Genomic DNA, 23,548 nt, shown 5'->3' on the forward strand with positions numbered 1-23,548 from the left:
TGCCTGCTGCCGGTCCTGTCAAGAACTCGATCATGGAGATCGAAACGATAGGCGGCCTCGTCAGGAGTGCCTAGCTTGTCGGCATGGCGACGAACTGGTCCAGAAGAACTTTCCTTGCCACTGGTAGCGGCGCAGTTGCAGCAGCCGCGATCCCCAGTGGAACTGCCGCGGCAGCCACCAGCGCCGCCGCAGCCCCCGCGGCGGCCGGGCTCGCCGGGGTCGAACCCGACATCGAGTTGGCCAAGCTGTGGTGGCCGAATCCGCGCAACGTATGGACGCCGATCGGGTGGAAGGACCACCTGTTCCGGTTCAACGTCACCTACAACGGCAGCGTGATCGGAGCGCCGTCCCCGTTGGCGCGCAAGATCAAGGAATTCGCGGCGGACGACGAGCACGACGCCAAGTACTACAAGGCCGACCGGCTGCAGCTGGACATGACGCCGTGGGGCGGCCCGGCCTTCACCAAGAGCAAGAACGCCGCGCAGCCGATGCCGGACCTCTATCCTGGCCACTTCTACGTCTACCGCGAGGACCAAGGCCTCTACGGCCGCGGCCGGCAGAGCTGGGCCGACCACCCGACGCCGGTGCTGCAGACCGACTGGACCTTCTCCGAAGCAGGACTGGTACTGCGCCAGTCGGTCTTCGCCCACGCGTTCAACGGCGCCGATGTGGTGACCGGTGAGGAGTCGTTGTTCGCCTGGATCCGGCTCGAGGTGATCGCTGCGGATCAGCGCTTGGTCAATCCCGATCACGACTACGGGTTCGCGATCCGGGTCTGCCGCGCGTACTACTCGCAGGAGCTCCCGTACAACTTCCAGGACGGCATCGTGCTCACCGGCTTCCCGGAGCTCGCGCCGTTCACCTATACCCGCTGGACCAAGCCGCTGGCGGCCGGCTCGATGACCGGGTTCTCGATGTGGCAACCGCGTGGCCCGCAGCTCGGCGTACTGGCCCAGAACGGGTCGCCGGCGCCGGTGTTCAGCCAGAAGGACGCGGGCAAGACGATCTACAACATCGAGGCCAAACTCAAGCCGGAGGTCGGCGCGCGGATCGACATCCTGCAGTGCATGCGGCCGGTCAACGAAGAGCGCGAGTTCAATCCGGAGATTCTCCTCGGGTACGACGGCGCGCTCGCCGACTCGAACCGTTACTGGTCCCGCAAGCCGGCGACGGCCGCCACGGTGACCACGCCCGAGAAGTACGTCAACGAACTGGTCGCCAGGAACGTGCAGTTCTCCGAGGTTGTCGCGTCCAAGGTGCCCGGGCAGAACTACTCGACCTTCCTCACCGGCTCGATGGGGTACGACGTCCTGTGGACCACGCCGACATCGATGACCAGCCACATGTTCCTGTCCCTGCTGGGATATCACGACGTGGTCGCCAAACACCTCGAGCTCTATCGGGGCACCCAGGGCACGGTGAAGCCGCCAGGTCCGGACTACTATGTGAAGCATCCCGGGTACTACGCGACGCCGGACACCGTCACTGCCATCGACTGGCTGCCCGATCACGGTGCAGTGATGCTCGCGGTATCGACGCACGCGCTGATGACCGGTGATCAGGCCTTCATCGATACGTGGCTTCCGTCGCTGCTCAAGGCTTGTGACTGGATCAAGGATGCCTGTGCGCTGACCGCTCACGACGGTGTGAAGGGACTCCCGCCGGCCGGCGGCGCAAGCGACGAAGGCGGCTCGGTCCAGAGCATCTGGGCCACCGCGTGGATCTACAAGGGCCTGATCACGACGATCCGCCTGCTCAAGCGGCTCAACCATGCACGGACTGCCGAGCTGACGGCATTCGCTGCGTCGTACCAGGCCAAGGCCAGTCAGGCGTTGGACACGATCGGGTCCCAAGGCCCGAAATGGCGGCACCCGGACGGCAACGAGTACCCGATCTACTCGGCCAACTTCTTCGGTGCACCCGGTGTGTTCGGCGAGGCGATGCGGCTGGACGCCGGCGCGATGGTGATGGTCTGGTCGGGACTGCTGCCGGCCTCGGATCCGCGGATGGTCAAGTACTGCGACTACTTCCGGGTCGGTCCGAACGCAAAGCTCTGGAACGGCGGCTCGCGTAAGCATCCGCTGGATGCGCCGATCCTCGAGCACGAGATCTCCAGCTTCGAACCCATCTACAGCTGGAACATCTTCCACTCCTGGCAACTCGGCAACCGCGCGAAGTTCCTGGAAGGCATGTATTCGCTGGCGGCCGGTGGTGTCTCTCCGCAGACCTACATCCCGTTCGAGCACCGCGGCGGTATGTCGGCCTCACTCGGCACCCACGCCACGATCTTCACCCTGATGCGCCTTGCCGTGGTCGACGACGCGCTGTCCGAGTCCGACCTCAACCTGCTGCGGCTCTGCCCGATGGCCTGGCTGTCGACCGACCAGGACACCGTCTTCGACAAGATGCCGACCGTCTATGGCCCGGTCAGCCTGAAATTCCGTCGTACGGGCGCCACCGAGTTGACGCTGACCTGGACGGCCACGTGGCGCACGAAACCCCAGCGTCTGCTGGTCCACGCGCCGCCCGGTTTCACCGCGCTCATCGTCAACGGTACGACGTACGCCGTACCGGCTGAGGGGTATGTCGTCGTACCGGCTTAGGCACAACCCTTTCGGCCCTGCTGGTAAGGAGCGCCGGTCCGTCCCGGCGCTCCACGCCTCACAAGATAGTTGCTATCGGCAAGTTAGTCGCCGTCTTCAGGTCTGCTGGAAACGATTCCGCCCTGGCTGGGGCGGATCTAGCCTCGATCGACAGTTCAATCGATTGAATGAGGTGCTCCTGTGCGAGTTCGCAAACTCTCCCTGGCCGCGGCCGGCGGCGTCCTGCTGATCGGTGGCCTGACGGCAGTCCCGGCCTCCGCCGACCCACAGTGCCTCAGCGGCCAGGTCTGCTTCTACCGCGGCGGCAGCCTGCTGGCGATCAGGCAGCCGCTCTCGTCCTTTGTCTGTTCAACCGGTGGCATCTCGAACTGGGACATGATCCGCAACTACTCCAGCGTTTCGCAATGGAGCTACTCCGACGGCGGCTGCGACAACGATCCGCAGCTCATCGGCGCCGGCCAGACCCGCAGTGACCTTGGCGCAGACAACTCCTACAGCGGCGGCTGACCTCTTGCCCTGCTGGGTCAGAGAGTCTTGGCGAAGCAGCGGACGCCGGACTGGTCGACGTACTTACCCCACGGCTCGATATGGGCGTAGCCACTCGACTCGTACAGGCTGATTGCCTCCGGCTGGAGATGGCCGGTCGCCAGGCGCAGCACGGGATGGCCGGCCTCCTTCGCCACGTGCTCAAGGCAGGTCAGCAACACCCGCGCTAGACCGCGTCCACGAGCCTCCGGTACGACGTACATGCGCTTCACCTCGCCGTCGCCCGGATGCTCGCTGTCCGCCTCGAAAGCCTGTACGGCGCCACACGCGACCGCGGTGTCGTCGTCGAGCACCACGAGGTAGCGGGCGCCGTCCTTCACCTGCGAGCGGCCCTCGGCGCCGTACCGGCTGACGAGTTCGTCGAACGCGGCGAAGAGCAGACGCGCCAGTTCCGGGTCGTCTACGGGCCGTTCCTCGATCACCAAGTCAGTCGCCACGGCGCCTATTGTGCAGCACGACTCAGAGTCGGGCCGCGGCCAGCATCGCCTGGTAGACCTCGGTGTTGTCCTGGACCCGCGCCAGGCGGTCCGATCCGGGGCCGGCGGCGGTCAGGGGAGTGTCGGTGCCGCTGTGGCTGTTGGTTGTCCAGTCGACCCCGAACTTCAGGTTCGATCCGGGGACAGAGAAGGGGCCCTCCTGGCGAGGGTCGGTCTTCTGCTCGTCGGTGTCCCAGTCCTGGACGCTCAGCCCGCCGGTCTCGTGGTCGCCGTTGATGATGACCAAGGTGTCCGGGTGCTGGGCGACGAAGCGCATCACCTCGGCGACGGTGGTGTCGAGACCGCGGCCGGCGTCGATCACGCCGCGGGCGTTGTTGTCGTGGGACAGGCCGTCGATGCCTTCCTCCTCGAGGTAGAGGAAGAAGCCCTTCGGGTTCTTGGCGAGCACGTCGAGTGCCTTGCGGGCCATCTGCTGCAGGGGCACCCGCGGTGCGTACTTGCCGTCCGGGCCGTAGTCGACCATGTCTTCGTTGGCGAACAGACCCAGCAACCTGTTCGAGCGGGTCGTCTGGAGCTCGGCGGCGTTGCGGACGTAGGTGTAGCCGCTGCGCTGAGCCTTCTCTACCAGGTTGCCGTACGGGCTCTGGCTTCCCTCGTCCGGCTTGTCCGGGAACTGGCCGGGGTTGCCCTTCGGGAACCACCAGTTCTCGCCGCCACCGAGCAGGACGTCGGGCCGGACGTTCTCGATGTACTGCTTGGCGATGTCGCTCTGCATGTCCCGGCTGCGCACGTGGGACGCGAAGGCCGCCGGTGAGGCGCCGGTGATCGTCGCGGTGGTGACCAGGCCGGTCGACTTACCGGCCTGCTTGAACTTCTCCAGGATCGTCTCGACTGGCCGGCCCTTCGGATCCATGCCGACCATGCCGTTGCGGGTCTTCACGCCGGTGGCCAAGGCCGTCGACGACGCGGCGGAGTCGGTCACCAGCTCGTGCGGGTCCACCGAGGTGGTCCGCACCAGCCCCGCAACCGGGAGTTTGTTGAGCTCCAGTTCGCCGTACCGGCCCTTGAGAGCCAGCCGGATCAGGGCGCGCTGCCCGATCCCCATCCCATCACCCTGGATATAGATGATGTTCTTCGCGACGCGAGGACGCTTGTCCTCCTCCGGTCCCTTCGTCGTCTGGGCAACCGCAACCGCCGTGCTGCCGCCCAGGACCGTCAATGCCACCGCCAGCGCGAGACCGCGCATAGTGCCTCCTAGTGAGAAATGCCTAGTGAGAAGGAAGAGTGCCGACCCGTACGGCGCCGCCGGCCGCCTCGTCGTCGGTTCCGTACAGGACCTCGTCGCAGGAGCGTGAGAGGCAGGTCAGGGCCTCGATCTTGTGACCGGGGTAGCGGGCGAGCTCCTTGAGTGCGAGCCCGATCGAACCGTCCTTGCCGAGCTTGCCGGCCTGGTAGACCGCGGAATCGAACGGCCCGTTGTCACCCGGATCGGACGCCGAGGTAACGAGCACCCGGTTGTCTGCAGTGATCTCGAGATCGGAAATGTGCCGTACGTCGGTCGCCGGATACGGGACGCGGAACTCGACGGACTGCACCGGACCGAAGGTCGCCTTGGCGGCGTCGAACCGGGCCGAGTAGATCGTGGATGAGCGGGCGTCCTGCCCGCGGTCCGCCCAGACGGCGAACAGCCGGTCCCGCACCACCTTCAGCGCAAAGCTTTCGTAGTTGTCGCCCGGCTTGCCCGCCGGGACCTGGAAGGTGCTGAGCACCGTGAGCCGAACGCCCTTGAGCTGGAACACGAAACCCTTGCCGGCGCTGGCCAGCGCGACGTACACGCCGGCTTTCCCCGGTACGGGATCGACAGCCTCCAGATCAACCGGCAGCTCACCGGGCCAGACGATCTCCTGGACCTTGTCGTCGTCGAGCCGGATCGCCCGGTTCTCTCCGGTCTTCTTGTTGTCCCGCACTACCAGAACGTCGTCGCTGTCGCCCAGTACGGCGATTCCACTGACGCCTGCGGTCATGCCGTCGCCGATCTTCTGCCAGCCGTCATCGGCCAGCGAGGTGACCGCTTGAGCGATGCAAGGCAAGCCACCGGCGCGGAGTGCGTGGCCGCCGGTGTTGTCGTCGTCGGCCCAGACGGTCTGCTTGCGGCCCGCCGAGCAGGTGGGGGCGATCGCGAAACCTTCGAGGTTGTAGTTGCCCAGCTGGGCCGGGCGGTCGTAGGTCGCCGAGACGGTGAACTTGCCGTTGACGATCGACAGCGCTGCGCTGCGGCCCTGGCAGGAGTTGTCGCACGTCGACCAGAGCTGCCCGGCGGCCGGGTCGAACTCGAGATCCATGATCGCCGGGAATCCACCGGCGAACGAGGCCACGCGGGTGTAGGTTCCGCCGGACTGATTGAGCGCGTACGCGTAGACCGTGCCGTTGCTTTCCAGGCCGGCGAAGTACAACCCGGTGCCGTGGTTGGCGTACGTACTGGGCTTGTAGGCGGCCTTGGTGCGGTCGTCGCGGAAGCCCTTCGCGGTCAGGAACGAGTCTGGCACCCAGGAGATGGCTTCCAGTCCGTCGTTACTGTCCACCGCGGGCAGATCGCCCGTGAGATCCCATTCGGCAGAGGCATTGACAGATTTGGCGGTCGACCGAGGGTCGTAGCGCAGAACCTTCAGCGAGCTGTCGCCGCCACCGTCGCGCTCAGTGGCAACCACGAGGCCGTCCGGTGTCCGAACCACCGCCTCGGCGTCGGGTTCGCCGCTGCCGTTGCGATACTTCAGCGTCCGGGCGCCGACGGAATCCGGCTTCCACCGCGTGCCGTCCCGGACGAGCCGATAGAGTGTGCTCGGCCCGTTTTGCACGGCCCATAAGACATCTTGGCTCTCGAAGGACAGGCCGCTAAGATTCTCGCCGAAGACATTGCTGCCGTCGGCAACAGTGACGGTCGGTCCTCCCGGCCAGGCGGTGGCCGCTTGTGCAGGGGCAGTCATCACGGATGCGGACAAGGCCGCGACAACAACAGCGGACAGCGTCGTACGGCGAAACAAGGGCACGTCGCGCTCCTTCCGGCCAACGGGGGGCGGGGCTCGGGTGAACAGCAGCGGAACAATTAGTAAACTTAACTAACAGATTCCAGACTGTACCGATCCGGCCGCTGGCTGTCGACAGTCGCGCGGGGTTCAACCGAACGGATGAACGGTAAGTAGCTGATCGGCGCGGAAAAGATCCATCGGGTGGACGCGCTCTCACGCCGTGCCTGGCGAGGATGTGAGAGAAGGAAGACTCCATCAGAGAGGACCGCCACCATGGACGATCAAGGACTCAGCCGACGCACGATTCTCGGGGCAGGCGCCGGGCTGGGCGCGGCCGCCGTGCTCGGATCGGCGACGCGGGCCTCGGCGGCGACCGGTGCCGAGGAGACGCGGTCGCTGGACGAGCTGTACCGCGCGGCCGTGGCCGAGTCCGGGAAGCTGGTCATCTATGCGGGCGGTGACACTCCCACCCAGCAGCAGTTCATGGCGGCCGCCTTCCGGGCGAGGTTCCCCGAGATCGACCTGACCGTGGTCGTTGACTACAGCAAGTTTCACGACGTCCGCATCGACAACCAGCTCGCCACCGGGACGCTGGTGCCCGACGTGGCGCAGCTGCAGACGCTGCAGAACTTCGACCGGTGGAAGCGCGAGGGGCGGCTGCTGCGCTACAAACCGGCCGGTTTCTCCCGCGTGTACGACGGCTTCAAGGACAGCGACGCGGCCTGGGCCGCGATCGCCGTCTACAGCTTCAGTTTCTCGTACGACGCGGACGCGGCCGGTGCGGCTGCGCCCCGCGCACCTAGAGAGCTGACCGATCCGCGCTGGCGCGGGAAGATCGCCTCGGCGTACCCGAATGACGACGACGCGACGCTCTATCTCTTCAAGCGGTATGCCGAGGTCTACGGCTGGTCGTGGATCGCTCAGCTGGCTGAGCAGCAGCTCGCCTTCGCGCGGGGGAGCGACAGCCCGGCGAAGGCGCTTGCAGCTGGGCAGAAGACGATCGGTGTCGGCGGTTCCGGAGATCCGCGGGGGACCGGCCGGGTGCGCTGGGTCGTGCCGGCCAGCGATCCGTTCATGGCCTGGGGCCAGCGCGCTGCGATCTTTGCCGCAGGCCAGAATCGGGCCGCCGCCAAGCTCTACCTCAACTGGCAGCTCAGCAAGGAGGTCCAGCAGACCGCCTACAACGGCTGGTCGGTCCGGACGGATGTTACGCCCGGCACCGGTCTGCGACCGATCTGGACCTATCGCAACGCCAACCTGGACGGGTTCCCCGCCTTCATGGCCGACCGCGGCGAGGTCGAGCGTTGGCGCCAGACCTTCAGCCTGTACTTCGGCGAGGTCACCGGCGCCCCGAGCCCGGGCTGGCTGGGGCTTCACCCCGGCCGGTGATTGGTGACCGTCGATAGACTCAGCCTGCAGATGGCCGATGGAAGGGAGCCGACGTGTCCCGGAGCGTGGTGTCCCGGTTGGAGATGGCCATGCATGTGGCGTTCGCTCTGATCGTCGTCGGGTCGTTGATCCGGCTGTTCAGCATCAACAGTCCGTTGTGCCATCGGGTGCTGGTGCTGAGTGCGCTGCTGTCGGTGGGTTATGGGCTGACGGTCTGGGGTGGGCGGCGGCTCGGCCGCTGGCAACCGGTAGCGATCGCGATGATCGCCGCGGTGTGGTTGCTGGTGGCAATGACACTGCCCACCGCGTATGCGGCGGTCTACGCGTGGCTGACGATTCCGCTGGCCTGCCTGATCCTGCGGGCCCTCCCGCCGAAACCGGCGATCGTGGCGATCGGCCTTCTCACCGGGCTGCTGATCGTGACGATGTTCCGGCAGTCCGGGAACTTCGAGCTCTTCCTCCCGCCGGCCGCCGCGATCCTGACGACCGTCGCGCTGTATGCCGCTCAGCAGCGCGACACCGCCAGCCGTCAGCGACTGGTCGAGGACCTGGCAGACCTGCTCGACGAGCTTGCCGACACCCGCGAGCAGCTGAATGATCAGCAACGTGCGGCAGGTGCGCTGGCCGAGCGAGCCCGGCTCGCTCGCGAGATCCATGACACGCTCACGCAGGAGCTGGCCGGTAGCCGGATGCTCCTGCAGGCCGCCGATCGTGACTGGAACGCAGATCCGGTCAAGGCGCGACAGCGGGTTCAGGGCGTGGCCGAGACGCTGGGACAGAACGTCGTACAGTCTCGGCGGTTGATTGCTGACCTGACCCCGGCGGAGCTGGAGGACGGGAGTCTGCAGGCGGCGTTGACCGAGCTGTGCCGACGCGAGCAGCAGTACGGCGCCGCCGTGGAGCTTGAGGTGACGGGCGAGCCGCGGCCGATCAGCCCGGAGCTCGAGACCGCGCTCTTGCGGACTGCGCAGGGCGCCCTGGCCAACGTCCGCGACCACGCGGCCGCGGACCGAATACACGTCGTGCTGGACTGGCGGCTCGCGTCGGTTCGGCTGGAGGTGCGGGACAACGGGAGCGGTGCGGAGCCGACTCCGGGGCCCGCTGATCGTGGGTACGGGTTGCCTGGGCTGCGGGAGCGCCTGCGGGGGCTCGGCGGCACGCTCACGCTGGACAGCAGGCCAGGCCGCGGTACGGCGCTGACCGCCGACGTCCCCATCGGGTCCGCCGGATGAGGGTGCTCCTGGTTGACGATCACAAGGTGGTCCGCGCCGGTCTCCGAGCGCTGCTCGAAGGTGAACCGGGGTTCGAGGTGATCGGGGAGACCGGCGATGGCGAGGAAGCCATCAAGCTTGTGCTCGACCTGCAGCCGGATCTTGTGCTGATGGATCTGCGGTTGGAGAAGGGTGCGATCGACGGGGTCGAGGCCACCCGCCGGATCGCTGCGATCGCGCCGGCGGCGAAGGTCGTCGTACTGACCAGTCATGGGACGCGGACGGACATTGCGTTGGCGCTCGCGGCTGGTGCTCGGGGTTATGTCCTCAAGGCCGGGCCGCCGGATGAGCTGTTCCGTGCGCTGAGGACGGCGGGTGAGGGTGGGACGGGGATTGCGCAGGAGGCGATCGGTCTGCTGGTCGACGAGGCGATTGCGCCGACGTCAGAGCTGAGCGATCGGGAGATCGGCGTTCTGCGGTTGCTCGCTCTGGGGCGCAGCAACCGGGAGATCGCGGCCGACCTGCTGCTCGGCGAGGCGACGGTGAAGACGCATCTGGTCCGCATCTACCGCAAGCTCGGTGCGGCGAACCGGGCCGCCGCCGTCACCGAAGCCGTCCGCCGGGGAATCGTCGATCCAGGCTGAGGTCCCGGGATTCCGGAGAATTTTGACCGGCAACGGAATGGGTCAGTCGGTCAGGCGGTTGAGGACTGAACAACCTGATCGCACCACTCTTGTGGAGGTACCGCTCGTGAGTAACGCCGATATCGTCATCGCCGCCATTCGCTCCGGTTACGACCGGCTGGCGGATGTGGTGAAGAAGCTCGACGACGACGCGCTGGCCGGTCCGTCCGCGGCGACCGAGTGGGACATCGCGCAGGTGCTGAGCCACCTGGGCAGCGGCGCCGAGATCTCGACCAACACTCTGCAGCTGGCGATCGACGGGCAGCCGCCGGCGGAGGGAGATTTCAATCAGACCGTCTGGGCGCGTTGGGATTCGTCGTCGCGCCGCGAGCAGGCCGATGGCTTCCTGGAGTGGAACGACAAGCTCATCGCGCTCTTCGAGTCCTTGGACGCCGACCAGCGCGAGAACCTTCGGGTCGAGCTGAGCTGGCTTCCCGCCCCGATCGACGTGGCCGGTTTTGGCCGGATGCGGCTCAGTGAGCTCACCCACCACTCGTGGGACGTCCGCAGCGCCACCGACCCGGACGCGACGCTCGACGCGGCCGCAGTCCCCGAGATGCTGCAGAACTCCGGCAACCTCAGCTGGATCAGCAAGCCGGCCGCGCTGAACGGCGAAACCGCCGTGCTGGCCGTCACGACGACCGACCCCGAGACCACGTTCACGCTGCGTCTCGCCGACCCGGTCACCATCGACGAGGCCCCGGCCGACCAGCCCGGTGGCACGCTGACGCTGCCCGCCGAAGCTTGGCTGCGCCTCGCCGCCGGCCGCCTCGGCCCGGACCGTACGCCGGCCTCGGTCGAGCTCACCGGCCCGATCACCCTCGACACCCTGCGAGGAGTCTTCGCCGGCTTCTGAGGTTTAGAGTCGACCGCATGGTTGACGCTGGCAACGATCTCTCGGCGGGGCTGAACAGCCGTCATGTGACGATGGTGAGCATCGCCGGGGTGATCGGAGCCGGCTTGTTCGTCGGCTCCGGTACGGCGATCAGCAAGGCCGGGCCAGGTGTTCTGATCGCCTATGCCTTCGCCGGAACGCTCGTCGTACTGGTCGCTGTCGCAAGCTGCCTGAACTCCGCGCTCTACACGGCCTCCCGGATGATCTACTCGTTCGGCAAACGCGGCGCCCCTAACGTCCGAACGATCGGAGGGCGGGTCTCCGATTCTTCGGACGTTTGCCGGGGCTGGGGAGTGTTGCCTGTCGATTCCGGTGCGTAGCGCTCCCCAGCTCCCGCCGGACAGCAGTGCGCAGCAACCCGGAACAACCTGACCTGACGGTGAGAGCCACCAAGGCGGGTCACCTAACCGGCCTCGTCATCATCGACCGAAACCACAGCCCAGCAACCCAAGCAACAAAGCACGCGTTCGCAGACCTCGCCAAGCAGCTCAGCCGCTGCGGCGACCAGCCATCCCCAGACGTCACCGGCCGAGCACACGACCTGCACCCGCTCGAACACCGACAACCACCTGACCGCGCTCAAGGTTCCCGCCCCCAACACGCATTGCGCGGCTCAGGAACCGGGTGCCGAGGCGAAGTCTCGCCGTACGACGGTCTTGCCGAAGCTCCCGTTCTGATCGGGGGTGGCACGAGGGTGGCTTACGCTTCCGGCGTGGCCACCCCTCGCGCTGAGCACCTTGCGCCGATCGCACTGCAGATGTGGACGTTGCACGAAGCTGCAAGTCAAGATCTGTTGGGCGTGCTGAGTGAGGTCGCGGCGATCGGCTACGTTGGCGTGGAGACCTACGACCTGTACGGCCAAGCCCCGAAGGCGGTCCGGGCCCGCCTCGCTGAGCTCGGGCTTGAGCTGTGCAGCTCGCACGCACCTTTCCCGGCGGGGGAGCGGGCGACCGAGATTCTTGATCAGTACGCCGAACTGGGGGCAGGCACGCTGGTGTGGAGTCTTGAACCGGCGGAGTTCGCCTCCGTCGACGGCATCAGGCGCGGGGCGGAACGGATCAACGAGGCCGTGGCGAACGCGGCTTCCTACGGTCTGCGGATCGGGTACCACAACCACTTCGCCGAGTTCCGGAACGCGTTCGACGGCCGATCGGCGTACGAGATCTTGCTGGCCGAGCTCGACCCGGCAGTCGTTCTGGAGCTCGACACGTACTGGGCGCAGACGGGCGGGGCCGACCCGGCTGCGCTGGCTGCGTCGCTCGGCGACCGGCTGGAATACATCCACCTCAAAGACGGACCTGCTCAAGGAATGGACGACCAGATGGTGCCGTACGGCGAAGGAGTGGTCGACATCGACGAGGTGGTGCGCGCGAACCCCGCGGTCCGCTGGAATCTGGTCGAGATCGACCGCTCCGAGCGCGAGATCTCCTGGTTGCTACGTGACTGTAACGACTATCTGGTCGGGCGCGGTCTCGGATCAGGCAAGGTGGCTGCATGAACGACAAGGCAACCGAACTCGCTCCGCCGCGGCTGGCCGGCGAACTGCTCGGGCTTCCGAACCGGATCACCCTGGCCCGCACCGTCATCGCGATGGGCTTCGCAGTGGTCGCCTACAAGGTCGGTACGCCGATCTGGCTCTTCATCGCGTATCCGATCTACTGGTTCGGTGACTCGCTCGACGGTGCCGTCGCCCGGTGGCGCAACGAGGAGACCATCTCGGGCGCGGTCTTCGACGTTGTCTGCGACCGGGCCTGTGCGTTCTTCCTGGCCGGAGCGTTCCTGGCGGTCTATCCCGACGTGCTCGGACCGCTGGCGTTGTTCCTGTTCCAGTTCGGCGTTCTGGACACGATGCTGACGCTGTCGTTCCTGCTCTGGCCCGGCTGCATCAGCCCGAACTACTTCTTCCGGATCGACAAACCGATCTACAAGTACAACTGGTCGATGCCGGCCAAGGCCCTGAACACCGGCGGTGTAGTCGTGTCCCTGGTCCTCGGCCACAACTTCGGCATCATGTGGCTCGCCTACATCGTCGCGTCGGCGCTCCTCGTCCTCAAGGTCGTGTCGCTGACCCGCGTGCTGCGCATCCTCACCGGCCGGGTCGCCGCCGCACCGGCGACCTGATCGGCAAAGCCATCTCAAGAAGGTTGTGAAAAGGACCCCTCGACCACCGGCAGCGCGTAGTCCCAGAGCCGGTCGGCCGCCTCGGGGTCCACAGCCCACTTCGCCACACCGGCCTGGACCTCGGGTCCGCCGTCCACGACCGGCGCCTCCTGGTTGTTCTCGAAGTAGCCTCCGGTCACGCCGTCGAGCAGCGGTGAGGCTGCCAGCATCGTCGTCGTCGCGGCACCCTGGTCAGGCGTCTTGAAGAAGTCCTGGGTGATCAGGTTGCCGTCGGCATCCATAGCGCCGAGTGCCTGCATGGTCGCGTCCGGGATGTGGCGCGCCAGCTTGGTGTGGATGAACCCGGGGTTGGCGGCGTTGGCGGTGATGCCGTCCGCACCCCACTTCCGGCCGATACCGACCGCGAGCAGTACGTCGGCCGCCTTCGACTGGGCGTAGGCCAGGAACGGGTCATACGGCCGCTCGGCGAAGTGCGGGTCGTCGAAGTCGAACCCGGTCTGCAGCTGGAGGCCGGAGCTGAGCAGGACCACGCGCGCGCGGCCGGCTGCCTTGAGGGCCGGGTACAGGCCGTTCACGAGCGCGAAGTGACCGAGGTAGTTGGTCGCGAGCTGCAGCTCCCAGCCATCGGAGTTCTTCTGGAGCGTGGGCAGCGCCATGATGCCGGCGTTCGCGACGACTGCATCGAGGGGGCCGTTCCACCCCTTGGTGAAGGCGTGGACCGACGCGAGATCGGCGAGGTCGATGGCCGCGGCGTCAACCCGCGGGAACTCGGCCAGCAGCGGGGCCGCGTCGTCCGGGTTACGCGTCGCGATGGTGACCTGGGCACCGGCGCCCGCAAGCGCGCGCACAGTGGCGGCGCCGAGGCCTGAGGCCCCGCCGGTGACGATGAATCGCCGGCCGGTCAGGTCGACACCGGCAAGCACCTCAGCCGCGGTGGCCCGCGGTCCGAACGGGAGAACGAAGGGAGACATGGGAGCTTCTTTTCTCGTAGCCGAACACTCTGTCGTACAGAGTGTACGGCAAGCCCAAAACGAACAAACACACCCGAAAGATCAGATCTATTCCCGATCCTTGGGTGATAGATCCGCTTGATCTTCCCAAAATGCCGAGTTTCTGTCAGGGTTTGCGCGTCGATTGATCTGAACTATCCGTCCAGATAGGTGCCGCCATGCCGCGTTCCGCTCGCCGGCTTCTCGCCGTGCTGGGCAGCCTCGTGCTGCCTGCTGTGCTACTTCCCGTCGTTGCTGAGGCAGCGACCGTCACCACCTTGTACGTCGCTCCGTCGGGCGGGGCCGGTTCCGGGACCCTGGCCCGGCCGTTCGGGTCGCTGGAGCAGGCGCGCGACCAGGTTCGCAAGCTCGCCAAGAACCAGCGCGCGGACATTCGCGTCGTACTGCTCGCCGGTGACTACCAGCGGACCACCACGTTCCAGCTGACCAGCGCCGACTCCGGGCGGAACGGGCATCAGGTGATCTACCAGGCGCAGCCCGGCGCCAAGGTGACGGTGAACGGCGGCCGGCTGGTGACCGGCTGGACGCTCTCCGACCCGGCCAAGAACATCTACAAGGCGCATGTCGGCGCGATCGACTTCCGTCAGCTCTATGTGAACGGCGAGCGCCAGCAGCGTGCTCGTGGGCGCGAGAATCCGCCTGGGTGGTCGAAGACTGCGACCGGGTACACGGACAGCACGCAGAGCATGGTCGGCTGGAAGAACCAGGGCGAGATCGAGGTGAACAGCCGCTGGGGCTGGATGCACTACCGCTGCCCGATCCAGTCGATCGCCGGGACGGCGGTCACGATGCAGCAGCCCTGCTACAAGAACGCCAACCTGCACCAGGGTGAGGAGATCCAGAACCCGACCTGGATCGAGAACGCCTACGAGCTGCTCGATACGCCGGGGGAGTGGTATCTCGACAAGAGCACCGGCGACGTCTACTACGTGGGTGACCCGTCGACCAAGACCGTCGTGGTCCCGCAGGTGCAGGACCTGGTCAACGTCAGTGGGACGATCGCGAACCCGGTACAGAACATTCGGTTCGACGGGATCACCTTCTCCTACTCGACCTGGCTCGACCCGAGCAGCGACGACGGCATGGTCGAGGGCCAAGCCGGCTTCCGGATCAACGGGCCGAACTGGCGCGACTTCGACCACTCGCGGTTGTACTGGGAGAAGACTCCCGGCGCGGTGAACGTGGGCTACAGCCGGAACATCTCCTTCACCGGTAGCACTTTCACGCACCTCGGCGCGGTCGGGCTCAACCTGAACACCGGCTCGCAGGGGACCACGATCAAGGGCAACATCTTCCGCGACATCGCCGCGACCGGCATCCAGGTCGGTGGCACCGACATCATCGACCACCACCCGGACGATGTCCGGGCGATCACCAAGGACAACCTGGTCAGCAACAACCTGATCACCAAGGCTGCGGCCGACTACTCCGGTTCGCTGGCGATCATGGCCGGCTACACCGAGCACACCGTGATCGAGCACAACACGATCCGCGACCTGCCGTACAGCGGGATCTCGCTCGGCTGGGGCTGGGGCAACACCGATGTCGGCGGGGACACGAACTACCCGGGCAACTTCGGGATCCCGATCTACGACACCCCGACCACCGCGAAGAACAACATCATCCGCGACAACTCGATCAGCGACATCATGAAGCGCCAGGCCGACGGCGGGGCGATCTACACGTTGAGCATGCAGCCCGGGAGCGTTGTCTCCGGCAACTACATCAAGGACACCCCGAGCCCGGCGTACGGCGCGATCTACCACGACGAAGGTAGTCGCAGCTTCACCACCACCGAGAACGCGTTGTGCAATGTGCAGGCGTTGTGGCTGTTCCTCAATCACGGGCTGAACATCGATGCCCAGCGAAACTTCACCACCCAGCCGCGCTCGGCGACCCAGGCCAACACCATCGACTCGACGATCGCCAACAATCCGGTGGTTGCGGGCTGCGAGCAACTTCCGGCCTCGATCGTCAACAATGCCGGGCTGGAGGCGCCGTACCGGTCTCTCGACCCGCAGCCGGCGCCGACCGACCGGATCGCGCCGACCGCGCCCGGCAAGCCCGTCGTACGGACGAGTTTCCCGACCATCGCCGAGCTGAGCTGGCCGGCGTCGACCGACCAGACCGGCGTCACCGGCTACTCGGTTTATGCGAACGGCAAGCTGGTCGGCGCCTCACAAGGTGCATCAGCGCGGATCACCGGTCTCGTCACGGGACGCAGCTACACCTTCACCGTCACTGCGCGCGACGCCGTGGGCAATGAATCCTGCGTCAGCTCAGCAGTTGCCGTCACCATTCCGGCCAACGAGAACATCGCGTTGAACAAGCCGGTGACCGTGTCTTCGTTCTCCGAGCCGAACGTCCGGGCCCTGGCCGTCGACGGGAAGCTGTCCACGCGGTGGGCGCAGGGCCTCGGTCAGCCTGATCCGTCGTGGCTGCAGGTAGACCTTGGAGCCCAGTACGACGTGAGCGGCGTGATCACGACCTTTGAGCTCAGCAACGGATATCGCTACAAGCTCGAGATCTCGTCGGACGGTAGCGACTGGATCACCTTCGAGGATCACACGGGTACGGCGACGACGCAGGCGGACAACTATGCGTCCCTGCCGGTCTCTGTCCGCGGTCGCTATCTCCGGCTGACGGTGGTCGGCTCGAACTTCAATGGCGGCAGCATCTACGAGATCGCGGCGTACGGAAAGCTCGCGACCGTGACGCCCGATCAGCAGCCGCCGGCCGCGCTGCCGAAGCCGACGGTGAACGTTCTGCTGCCGACGACGCTCGACCTCAGCTGGCCGACCGGTACCGACAATGTTGGCGTGACCAGCTATGTCGTCTACCAGGACGGCCAGAAGATCGCGACCACTCCGCTGAACCAGCTGCGGGTTGATGGGCTCGTGGCGGGCTCCAGTCACAACTTCACGGTGGTGGCTCGCGACGCCAACCTGAACGCGGCCCCGGCCAGCCCGGCCGCTGATGTCACCATGCCGGCTGAGGCCGGGCTCGCGGTCGGCAAGGCGGTCACGGTGTCCTCGTTCTCCGAACCGAACGTTCCGGCCCTGGGCGTCGACGGGGATCTGAACACGCGGTGGGCGCAAGGGCTCGGTCTGCCGGATCCGTCGTGGTTCCAGGTGGATCTTGGCGCGGCGACCTCGGTGAAGAGCATCGTGACGAACTTCGAGCTGCCCAGCGGGTACAAGTACAAGCTGGAGTATTCGCTGGATGGGACGGCGTGGTCGATGTTCGACGACCACACTGCGGTGGCAACGACTGTCCGCCGAAACCCGTCGATCCGTACGGCGGCCGTCCAGGCGAGATATGTTCGGCTCACCGTGGTCGGCTCGAACTTCAGCGGTGGCAGTATTTACGAACTCCAGGTCTACGGCGGCTTCTGAAGGGCAGTGCATCGATGAGCGACGTCCCCACCTATCGGCCGGGCTATGAGGTGGTGGCCGAGCAACTGCTCGCCTACATCGCCGAGCAGGGGCTCCGGCCGGGGGACCGGCTGCCCACCGAGAAGGGGCTGGCCGAGATCCTCGGTACCGGTCGATCGGTGACCCGCGAGGCGCTCAAGGTCCTCGCGGCGGTCGGGCGCGTCGCCGTACGGAAGGGTGCGGGCATCTACGTGTCCGTGCCCTCCAACCCGGCAGCGGACAGCCAGGTCGGGTATTTCCAGCCGACCGACCTGGCGCATGTCGCGATGCTGTTCGATCACCGGCGGCTGGTCGAGGCGGAGTCCGCGCGCCTCGCCGCGACGCTCGCTCGGCCGCCGCTGGTCCGCGCGATCATGGCTGCCGCCGAGGCATCGGTCGCGGCGCATCAGGATCATGCTGCCTTCCGGGAGCAGGACCGATTGTTCCACGATGCCGTGGCTGAGGCCTCCGCAAACGTCTTCCTGCAGGCTGCGGTCACGTCGTTGCGCGACTTCAAAGAACAGTCCGACCGGTTGCTTTTCGCCGGTGGGCTGCCCGGCTCGCTCGAAGTCGCTGCGCAGCAGCACGTGCACATCGCTGAGGCGATCGCGGCAGGTGACCCCGACCAGGCGCGTACGGCGATGGTTCAGCACATCGACACCACCCAGTCCCAGTTCGAAGAACGGATTCGGGACCGGCTGAAGGCAGCACCGCAGTAGGTACGCAGGGCGGATCTACGTAATTCTCGCCGACGCGGGAGCGGGCCGGGCGCTGCGAGGCTTCAGGCATCAAGTTGATGACCGGAAGCACGGAGAGGAACGCCCGATGATCTACCACGGCAACCGACTGACCCTGAAGCCCGATGTGGCCCCCGAGCAGGTCGAGGCGGCGCTGGAAAGCCTGCGGAACCAAGGCCGGTCGATCCCGGCGGTGAAGTCGTTCATCGTCGGCCGCGACTACGGCGGTGAGTACGAGTGGGCCGCGACCTTCGTCCTCGAGGATCTCGAGGGCTACTGGGAGTACCTGATCCACCCGGCCCACCTGAACACCGACCGCATCGGCCTGCCGCTGGTCGACAAGTTCGTGTCGTTCGACATCTGCGACGAGGAGGACCCCGAGGTCGGCGCCAAGATCGCGGCCCTGCACCAGCGCCGCTACGACACCATGCCCGACATCAGCAAGCTCGTCGCCAACCTCGGCGAGTACGTCGGCAGTGCACCGCCGCGGAGCTGAACGTCGTACCGGTGCTCGGCCGGCCGCCTACGCGATGACGATCTTCGCGGTCTTGGTGACGCTGAACTCGCCCTTGCCGCCGCCGCAGAAGTCGATCTTGTAGGTGAACGTGTAGGTGCCGGCCTTGGCGTAGGTGTGCGGGTCGGCCGGCTCGTACGTCTGCGTGCCGGTGTGCTGCTTCTTCGCGCCCTGACAAGTCACGCCACCACCGTCAGCGCCACCCGGCTCGGACCCGTCACCGAAGCTGTAATCCGAACCCAGACTGAGGTCGACGAACCCCGTCCCCACAGGTAGCGGCTGCTGGTCGTCAGCCCCCAGCGGTACGACGATCGTGCCGGCGACGGTCACCTTCAGCGTCATCACCCGTCCCTTGACGACAGGTGCCAGCGTCACCTCCGCCCCAACCTTCGCCGGAACACTCGGTGTCGTTGTCGGTGCGACAGTCGGCGTACTGGAGTTGCATGCAGCAACAACAACCGCAGCCAGTAGCGCGGCCCCGAGAATGGTCAGCTTCGGAAGAGATCTGAAAATCGCCACGGTCGAGGGTAGCGCCGTCGCGCCGGAAAGGGGCCTATCGCAACAATCGGCGCGTCCGGTACGGCGGTGCCGGTTGCTCGCCGCACCGGACAAGCCGGACACGTTGCTTGTGGTTGCTCGCCGCGGCGGCCGCGTTACATAAAGAGCTTGGCTGGGCCCGGCGCGTGGTTGAGGTACTGGCGAGGTCGGCGATCGCGTGTCCGTTGCTTGAGGTGCTCGCTATGGCTGGGGTGGAAAAGCGGCGCTGAGTGGAAACTCCTGTGCGCCATTTGCACAAAACAATCCACCCAGCGACCTCGGGGGCTGGAGTGCGGGGTTGGGGAGTTTTACCTGTCATTTCGGGTCAGTTTTGCTCCCCAGCGCGGCCGGATGCCTGACAGGTCGGGCGCTGGGGAGTTCTATCGGCGTATCCGCCTGCCGTTTCGCGCTACGCGGGACTTTTTCGGGTCTATGAGGCTGTCGCAAAATGGGAGATGAAAACGATGTTCATCCCTGAGGTGCCAGAGCCATCGAATACGCCCTGGTCAGAGAGTTGCGACCTCGCCGCCTAATCGTGGTCCCCTCCACTTGGGCACCAAAATCGGCCAATTTGTGCGCGGTTCTCCCCACCGTGCCCAAGTCGAGCCCCATTTCGCTACAGCCTCTATGCGCCGAAAAATTCACGTGTAGTGAGGGTTGCCGGGGTCAGCCGGGCACTGCAGGACCCCGCACTGCCTTGCCAGCGCTTTTTACCACCGCGGAGGGTCACTTTCCAGGCCTCGGAGCTACCGGCCGTAACCATAGCGAGTACCTCAATCGGCGGGAACGCGATCGCCGGCCTCGCCATCCCCCTCAGCCACGCGCCGGGCCCAGCCAAACTCTCACTGTAAATCGGCCGCAGCGGCGACCAGCCACAAGCCGACGGGCCCGGACGCATCGGAGTGCGCGTTCACCCAACCCCCGAAAGCAATCTCGTCCGGAAGGACGAACCCCTCCAACTTCCGGACGAGATCAGCGTTTCACGTAGTCCGGATCGGCCCTCCGCGCGTCCTACAGTACGTCGGTGTTCGCCCCACCCCGGAGGTTTCGATGCGTCGCCCAGCAACCCGCACCCGCCGATGGTTCCGACGCATCGCCGGCTGGCTGCTCGGTTCCTTCTTCGTGGTGGTGATCGGCGCGGTAGTGGCGTTCTTCGTCGGCTATGCCCGGACCGGCGTACCGGATGCGAACGAGAAGTTCGAGGCGAACACGACGGTCGTGACCTACGCCGACGGCAAGACCCAGGTCGGCTCGTTCTTTCAGCAGAACCGCAAGTCGGTGCCGTTGGCACAGATCCCCAAACACGTGCAGGACGCGGTGATCGCCGCCGAGGACCGCAGTTTCTGGACGAACCCCGGTGTCTCGTTCCCCGGCATGGGCCGCGCGGCGTTCGCGATTGCGCGCGGCAAGCAGTTGCAGGGCGGCTCGACGATCACGCAGCAGTACGTGAAGGTCATGTACCTCAACCAGGAACGCACGATGTCCCGCAAGCTCGACGAACTGTTCATCGCCACGAAGATCAGCCGGACCCGCGACAAGGAATGGGTCCTCGGCAACTACCTGAACACGATCTACTTCGGTGAAGGCGCGTACGGCGTCCGCGCGGCCGGTCAGGTGTATTTCGGGGTCGATCACCCGAAGGACCTGACGGTTCCGCAGGCGGCGTATTTGGCGACCGTGCTTAACAACCCGACGCGGTTCGATTCCGACGACCCCGCTGCGGCCGAGCGAATCCTCGGCCGCTACCAATATGTGGTCAACGGCATGGCCGAGATGGGGACCATTACACCGGCCCAGTCAGCGCAGTACCGGAAGGCTTTGCCGGTCCTGCACAAGAAGCCCAAGAGCAATCGGTACGCCGGTCCATCCGGCTTCCTGCTCGAGATGACGCGCCGCGAACTGGCGAAGTACGGGTTCGAGGGTGATCGGCTCAGTGGTGGTGGATTGCGCGTGGTCACCACGTTCGACCACCAGTTGCAGGCAAAGGCAGTCGCGGCCGTGCGCGACGTGCCGATCCGGGGCTTGCAGATCGGGCTGGCTTCGGTGCGCCCAGCCACTGGCGAGGTTGCGGCGGTCGTGGGCGGTGCCGACTTCCTGAAGAGCCAACTGAACTGGGCCACCACCAAGGCACCGCCAGGCGCGCTCCTTCGTCCGTTCGCGATCCCGGCCGGTCTCGCCGATCGCAGTGGCGCCTTCGAGGTTCCCTCCTCGGAAGGATCGCTGAACAGGGCGTTCTTCCAGCTCGTCGACTCCAAGCGCGGCCCGCTGATCGCCGCAGCAGCCGAGGCCGCCGGCATCCCGCGGATCCCGCCGACGGATCGACAGGCTCCCGGGCTGGGCCCGGACGCGTTGGCATCCCCGCTCGACCTGGCATCGGCGTACGGCGTCTTTGCCGCGGACGGCCGCAAGGTGACGCCGCACGTGATCAAGGAGGTGCGTGACGCGCACGGCAAGCTGCTGTGGTCGGCGGCGACGCAGAAGGGCCTCGAGCCGGCGCAGGTCTACCCGGCCGCGGCTGCGATTCTGACCGCCAAACTCGTGGGCGGCAGCAAGGCGACAACGGTCAATGGCCTCAGCATCGAGAAACGCAAGGCCAACCTGAAGTGCCGCTGCCGCGCCAACAAGGGCCTCCAGCCACTTGCCTCCTGGCACGTCGGCTATAGCTCAGACCTGTCGACCGCCATCGTCTACCGAGCCGGCAAACAAGGTGAGTCAGCGCTGCCCCTCGATAATACGAAAGAAGGGCCAACGCTGACCTGGTTCAGGTATCTCGGCGGCTTGGCCGTCCCCGCCTTGCGCTAGCTATTTCAGGCGGTAGGCCTGAATGAGCGTCTGGTCGACCGTGCTGCCCGTCGTACCGGTGAGCTGGGCGCGAAGTGAGACGTAAGTGCTCTTCGGGGTCGGGAAGACCGCGACGAAGGTGCCGTTCGGACGGCGGACGACAGCCGCGCGACGCCACGACTTGCCGTTGTCACCGGAATACTGGAGCTGCGCGGATTCAGGTGCCGGTACGCCGTCCTGTGCGTCGGCCTGGAATGGCAGCACGGTGACCGGCGTCCGTCGTACCAGGTTGGCAGCGTTGACCGCGGGACGGAAGCGGACGGTGTACAGGGGGAGTGCGGTCTCAGCGGCGTTCGCTTGCGACCGGAAGGTCCAGGCGACCGAGGCGCGGGAGGACAGCGGCGACCAGCTCGGCCGGGAGTAGTCAGCCGTCAGCCGGTAGTTGGCGGCTTTAGCGGGCAGATCGAATACCTGCATCCCGAGGAAGTCGGAGGATTGGGCCAGGCGGCCGTCGCGGTAGAGCTTCATCGACTCGGTGTCGAGTGGTGAGGAGCCTGGATTACCGTCCTGGTCGGTGGCGGGCATCAGATCGAGCTCCATCCGGTCAGCTTGCCGAACGGCGCGGCCGAATCCGCGCCAGCTCGGGTAGAAGGGCGCAGCGTTCCAGCGTCGGCCCTCGGCGGCGGGCCGCTCGAACGTGCTGAGCTCGGCGGCGCGCTTCCCGTCGTACTCGGAGAGGCTGGTGTCCCAGCCCGCAGGGTCCATGTACTGCGTCACCGTGCCCGCACCGCGGAACCGGAACTCGGCGAACGCCCCGCCGCCTTTGGTGTCACCCGTCCCGATGGTCTTCAGCAAGGGCCGGTCAGAGACCCTGGTGTGCTGGGAGACCACCTTGGTCAGCTCGGCGTCGCGGACGGTCCGCTCGTACCCGGTCGGGAAGCGGCCGGGGATCTTCCGGCGCAGGTTGTACATGTACGGCGTATCGGCGAAGTCGTGTTTCGGCCCGGGGACCGCCCAGTGCGAGCTGACCTGGGTGTTGATCGTCATCCCGGCGGGGGTCGGTCCCACCTGGGCGGTGAACAATCGCTTGCCCCGCTCGGTGTTCGCGGTGTTCCCGACACCGGTGTCGTCGTACGACGCCAGGTAGCTGACGTCGAGGACGACCTCGCGGGCCGTGCTGCGCGGGACCCGGGTCGCGATCTGGCGGGCCACCCGGGTGTCGGCGAGGACCGTTGTTGCACTGCTGATCTTCAGGCTCGGTTGCAGGAGTTTGTAGACGTCGCCGGATTTCGTGACCAGCTGAGTGTCCAGCAGATAGTTGCCCTTCGGCCGCTGGATGCTGATCCGGCCGTTCTTGACGGTGAAGCTCTCCGGGTCGCCGGTCGAGTCGATCGGCGCCAGCCAGAGCTCGGCCTCCTTGGCCGGCTTGCCGTCCGGCCCGATGACCTGCACGGTCAACTGGTACTGCGCCGCCCGCTCCAGCGTTGGCTGCTGGGCCGACGCCGAGCCGCCCACGCCCAGCAGCAGCCCGGCCGTCGTGGCCGCGATCCACCATCTCCGCATGTCATCCTCCAGTGAAAGTTACCTGGGCTGACGTCGATGGGCCGGAGATGGTTGATGATTCGACCCTGGTGCAATCCCTGTC

The 23,548-nt window shown here is 66.3% G+C and carries 20 protein-coding genes; 13 read left to right on the forward strand and 7 right to left on the reverse strand.

The features are described from left to right. Positions 1–83 precede the first annotated feature (83 nt). Positions 84–2,603 (forward strand): hypothetical protein, encoded by a 2,520-nt coding sequence (locus tag E1263_RS00150; protein ID WP_132163966.1) that lies wholly within the window; start codon positions 84–86, stop codon positions 2,601–2,603. Positions 2,604–2,783: 180 nt separating this feature from the next. Then, positions 2,784–3,110 carry a hypothetical protein gene (locus E1263_RS00155; RefSeq protein ID WP_132163968.1) on the forward strand — a complete coding sequence of 109 codons (327 nt, stop codon included), beginning with the start codon at positions 2,784–2,786 and terminating at the stop codon, positions 3,108–3,110. Positions 3,111–3,127: 17 nt separating this feature from the next. On the opposite strand, the gene E1263_RS00160 is transcribed toward E1263_RS00155, so the two are convergent. Genes E1263_RS00160 through E1263_RS43100 form a run of 3 tightly spaced genes read right to left on the reverse strand, consistent with a single transcriptional unit; the run spans position 3,128 to position 6,633 of the window. After that, the gene (locus tag E1263_RS00160; RefSeq protein ID WP_238161005.1) at positions 3,128–3,586 is read right to left on the reverse strand and encodes a GNAT family N-acetyltransferase; all 459 of its coding nucleotides are present in this window, start codon (positions 3,584–3,586) and stop codon (positions 3,128–3,130) included. A 22-nt stretch (positions 3,587–3,608) separates the two neighbouring features. Then, positions 3,609–4,832, reverse strand: a complete 1,224-nt coding sequence (locus E1263_RS00165) for an alkaline phosphatase (RefSeq protein WP_132163969.1) — start codon at positions 4,830–4,832, stop codon at positions 3,609–3,611. Positions 4,833–4,854: 22 nt separating this feature from the next. Then, the gene (locus E1263_RS43100) at positions 4,855–6,633 is read right to left on the reverse strand and encodes an SdiA-regulated/phytase-like domain-containing protein (RefSeq protein WP_202868645.1); all 1,779 of its coding nucleotides are present in this window, start codon (positions 6,631–6,633) and stop codon (positions 4,855–4,857) included. Between the two features lie 252 nt (positions 6,634–6,885). Between E1263_RS43100 and E1263_RS00175 the strand changes: the two genes are divergently transcribed. The 5 genes from E1263_RS00175 (at position 6,886) to E1263_RS43970 (ending at position 11,110) form a co-directional block, all read left to right on the forward strand. Then, the gene (locus E1263_RS00175; protein WP_132163971.1) at positions 6,886–8,001 is read left to right on the forward strand and encodes an ABC transporter substrate-binding protein; all 1,116 of its coding nucleotides are present in this window, start codon (positions 6,886–6,888) and stop codon (positions 7,999–8,001) included. Positions 8,002–8,054: 53 nt separating this feature from the next. Next, complete coding sequence (locus E1263_RS00180; protein WP_132163973.1) at positions 8,055–9,233, forward strand: sensor histidine kinase; 1,179 nt, start codon at positions 8,055–8,057, stop codon at positions 9,231–9,233. After that, a complete protein-coding gene (locus E1263_RS00185; RefSeq protein WP_132163975.1) occupies positions 9,230–9,856 on the forward strand; it encodes a response regulator transcription factor in 627 nt (208 codons plus the stop codon). Before E1263_RS00180 ends, E1263_RS00185 begins: the two co-directional genes overlap by 4 nt. A 106-nt stretch (positions 9,857–9,962) precedes the next feature. Further along, positions 9,963–10,751 (forward strand): maleylpyruvate isomerase family mycothiol-dependent enzyme, encoded by a 789-nt coding sequence (locus E1263_RS00190; protein ID WP_132163977.1) that lies wholly within the window; start codon positions 9,963–9,965, stop codon positions 10,749–10,751. Between the two features lie 17 nt (positions 10,752–10,768). Beyond that, positions 10,769–11,110 (forward strand): hypothetical protein, encoded by a 342-nt coding sequence (locus E1263_RS43970; RefSeq protein ID WP_132163979.1) that lies wholly within the window; start codon positions 10,769–10,771, stop codon positions 11,108–11,110. Positions 11,111–11,193: 83 nt separating this feature from the next. Here the strand turns inward: E1263_RS43970 and E1263_RS42515 are convergent, their stop codons facing one another. Then, positions 11,194–11,349 carry a hypothetical protein gene (locus tag E1263_RS42515; RefSeq protein ID WP_165956403.1) on the reverse strand — a complete coding sequence of 52 codons (156 nt, stop codon included), beginning with the start codon at positions 11,347–11,349 and terminating at the stop codon, positions 11,194–11,196. 153 nt (positions 11,350–11,502) lie between these two features. Here E1263_RS42515 and E1263_RS00200 point away from each other — a divergent pair, with 153 nt between their 5' ends. Together E1263_RS00200 and E1263_RS00205 are read left to right on the forward strand one after the other, a co-directional pair. Then, positions 11,503–12,288 carry a sugar phosphate isomerase/epimerase family protein gene (locus E1263_RS00200; RefSeq protein ID WP_132163981.1) on the forward strand — a complete coding sequence of 262 codons (786 nt, stop codon included), beginning with the start codon at positions 11,503–11,505 and terminating at the stop codon, positions 12,286–12,288. After that, positions 12,285–12,911, forward strand: coding sequence for a CDP-alcohol phosphatidyltransferase family protein (locus E1263_RS00205; protein WP_132163983.1), 627 nt, complete (start codon positions 12,285–12,287; stop codon positions 12,909–12,911). The genes E1263_RS00200 and E1263_RS00205 overlap by 4 nt, the downstream gene beginning before the upstream one ends. Positions 12,912–12,925: 14 nt before the next feature. On the opposite strand, the gene E1263_RS00210 is transcribed toward E1263_RS00205, so the two are convergent. Next, complete coding sequence (locus E1263_RS00210) at positions 12,926–13,882, reverse strand: SDR family NAD(P)-dependent oxidoreductase (protein WP_132163985.1); 957 nt, start codon at positions 13,880–13,882, stop codon at positions 12,926–12,928. A gap of 197 nt (positions 13,883–14,079) precedes the next feature. Between E1263_RS00210 and E1263_RS00215 the strand changes: the two genes are divergently transcribed. The 3 genes from E1263_RS00215 to E1263_RS00225 all read left to right on the forward strand — a co-directional run bounded on the left by E1263_RS00215 (position 14,080) and on the right by E1263_RS00225 (position 18,567). After that, positions 14,080–17,316, forward strand: coding sequence for a discoidin domain-containing protein (locus E1263_RS00215; protein WP_132163987.1), 3,237 nt, complete (start codon positions 14,080–14,082; stop codon positions 17,314–17,316). A gap of 14 nt (positions 17,317–17,330) precedes the next feature. Continuing rightward, positions 17,331–18,053 (forward strand): FadR/GntR family transcriptional regulator, encoded by a 723-nt coding sequence (locus E1263_RS00220; RefSeq protein WP_132163989.1) that lies wholly within the window; start codon positions 17,331–17,333, stop codon positions 18,051–18,053. Positions 18,054–18,159: 106 nt separating this feature from the next. Beyond that, the gene (locus E1263_RS00225) at positions 18,160–18,567 is read left to right on the forward strand and encodes a Dabb family protein (RefSeq protein WP_132163991.1); all 408 of its coding nucleotides are present in this window, start codon (positions 18,160–18,162) and stop codon (positions 18,565–18,567) included. A gap of 27 nt (positions 18,568–18,594) precedes the next feature. Here E1263_RS00225 and E1263_RS00230 read toward each other — a convergent pair whose 3' ends face one another. Then, positions 18,595–19,104, reverse strand: a complete 510-nt coding sequence (locus tag E1263_RS00230) for a hypothetical protein (protein WP_132163993.1) — start codon at positions 19,102–19,104, stop codon at positions 18,595–18,597. A 1,068-nt stretch (positions 19,105–20,172) separates the two neighbouring features. Here E1263_RS00230 and E1263_RS00235 point away from each other — a divergent pair. Then, positions 20,173–21,924: a transglycosylase domain-containing protein gene (locus tag E1263_RS00235; RefSeq protein ID WP_132163995.1), complete on the forward strand. Its 1,752-nt coding sequence runs from the start codon at positions 20,173–20,175 to the stop codon at positions 21,922–21,924. On the opposite strand, the gene E1263_RS00240 is transcribed toward E1263_RS00235, so the two are convergent. After that, positions 21,925–23,466: a hypothetical protein gene (locus E1263_RS00240; protein WP_132163997.1), complete on the reverse strand. Its 1,542-nt coding sequence runs from the start codon at positions 23,464–23,466 to the stop codon at positions 21,925–21,927. Positions 23,467–23,548 lie beyond the last annotated feature (82 nt).

It is taken from the genome of Kribbella antibiotica (assembly GCF_004349055.1).
In the GTDB taxonomy this organism is placed as follows: domain Bacteria; phylum Actinomycetota; class Actinomycetes; order Propionibacteriales; family Kribbellaceae; genus Kribbella; species Kribbella antibiotica.

Coding starts and splice junctions, on each gene's coding strand:
- E1263_RS00225 (WP_132163991.1), top strand. CDS start 18,160: ATGATCTACCACGGCAACCGACTGACCCTGAAGCCCGATGTGGCCCCC.
- E1263_RS00220 (WP_132163989.1), top strand. CDS start 17,331: ATGAGCGACGTCCCCACCTATCGGCCGGGCTATGAGGTGGTGGCCGAG.
- E1263_RS00215 (WP_132163987.1), top strand. CDS start 14,080: ATGCCGCGTTCCGCTCGCCGGCTTCTCGCCGTGCTGGGCAGCCTCGTG.
- E1263_RS00240 (WP_132163997.1), bottom strand. CDS start 23,466: ATGCGGAGATGGTGGATCGCGGCCACGACGGCCGGGCTGCTGCTGGGC.
- E1263_RS00165 (WP_132163969.1), bottom strand. CDS start 4,832: ATGCGCGGTCTCGCGCTGGCGGTGGCATTGACGGTCCTGGGCGGCAGC.
- E1263_RS00235 (WP_132163995.1), top strand. CDS start 20,173: ATGCGTCGCCCAGCAACCCGCACCCGCCGATGGTTCCGACGCATCGCC.
- E1263_RS00185 (WP_132163975.1), top strand. CDS start 9,230: ATGAGGGTGCTCCTGGTTGACGATCACAAGGTGGTCCGCGCCGGTCTC.
- E1263_RS00205 (WP_132163983.1), top strand. CDS start 12,285: ATGAACGACAAGGCAACCGAACTCGCTCCGCCGCGGCTGGCCGGCGAA.
- E1263_RS00150 (WP_132163966.1), top strand. CDS start 84: ATGGCGACGAACTGGTCCAGAAGAACTTTCCTTGCCACTGGTAGCGGC.
- E1263_RS00210 (WP_132163985.1), bottom strand. CDS start 13,882: ATGTCTCCCTTCGTTCTCCCGTTCGGACCGCGGGCCACCGCGGCTGAG.
- E1263_RS43970 (WP_132163979.1), top strand. CDS start 10,769: ATGGTTGACGCTGGCAACGATCTCTCGGCGGGGCTGAACAGCCGTCAT.
- E1263_RS00175 (WP_132163971.1), top strand. CDS start 6,886: ATGGACGATCAAGGACTCAGCCGACGCACGATTCTCGGGGCAGGCGCC.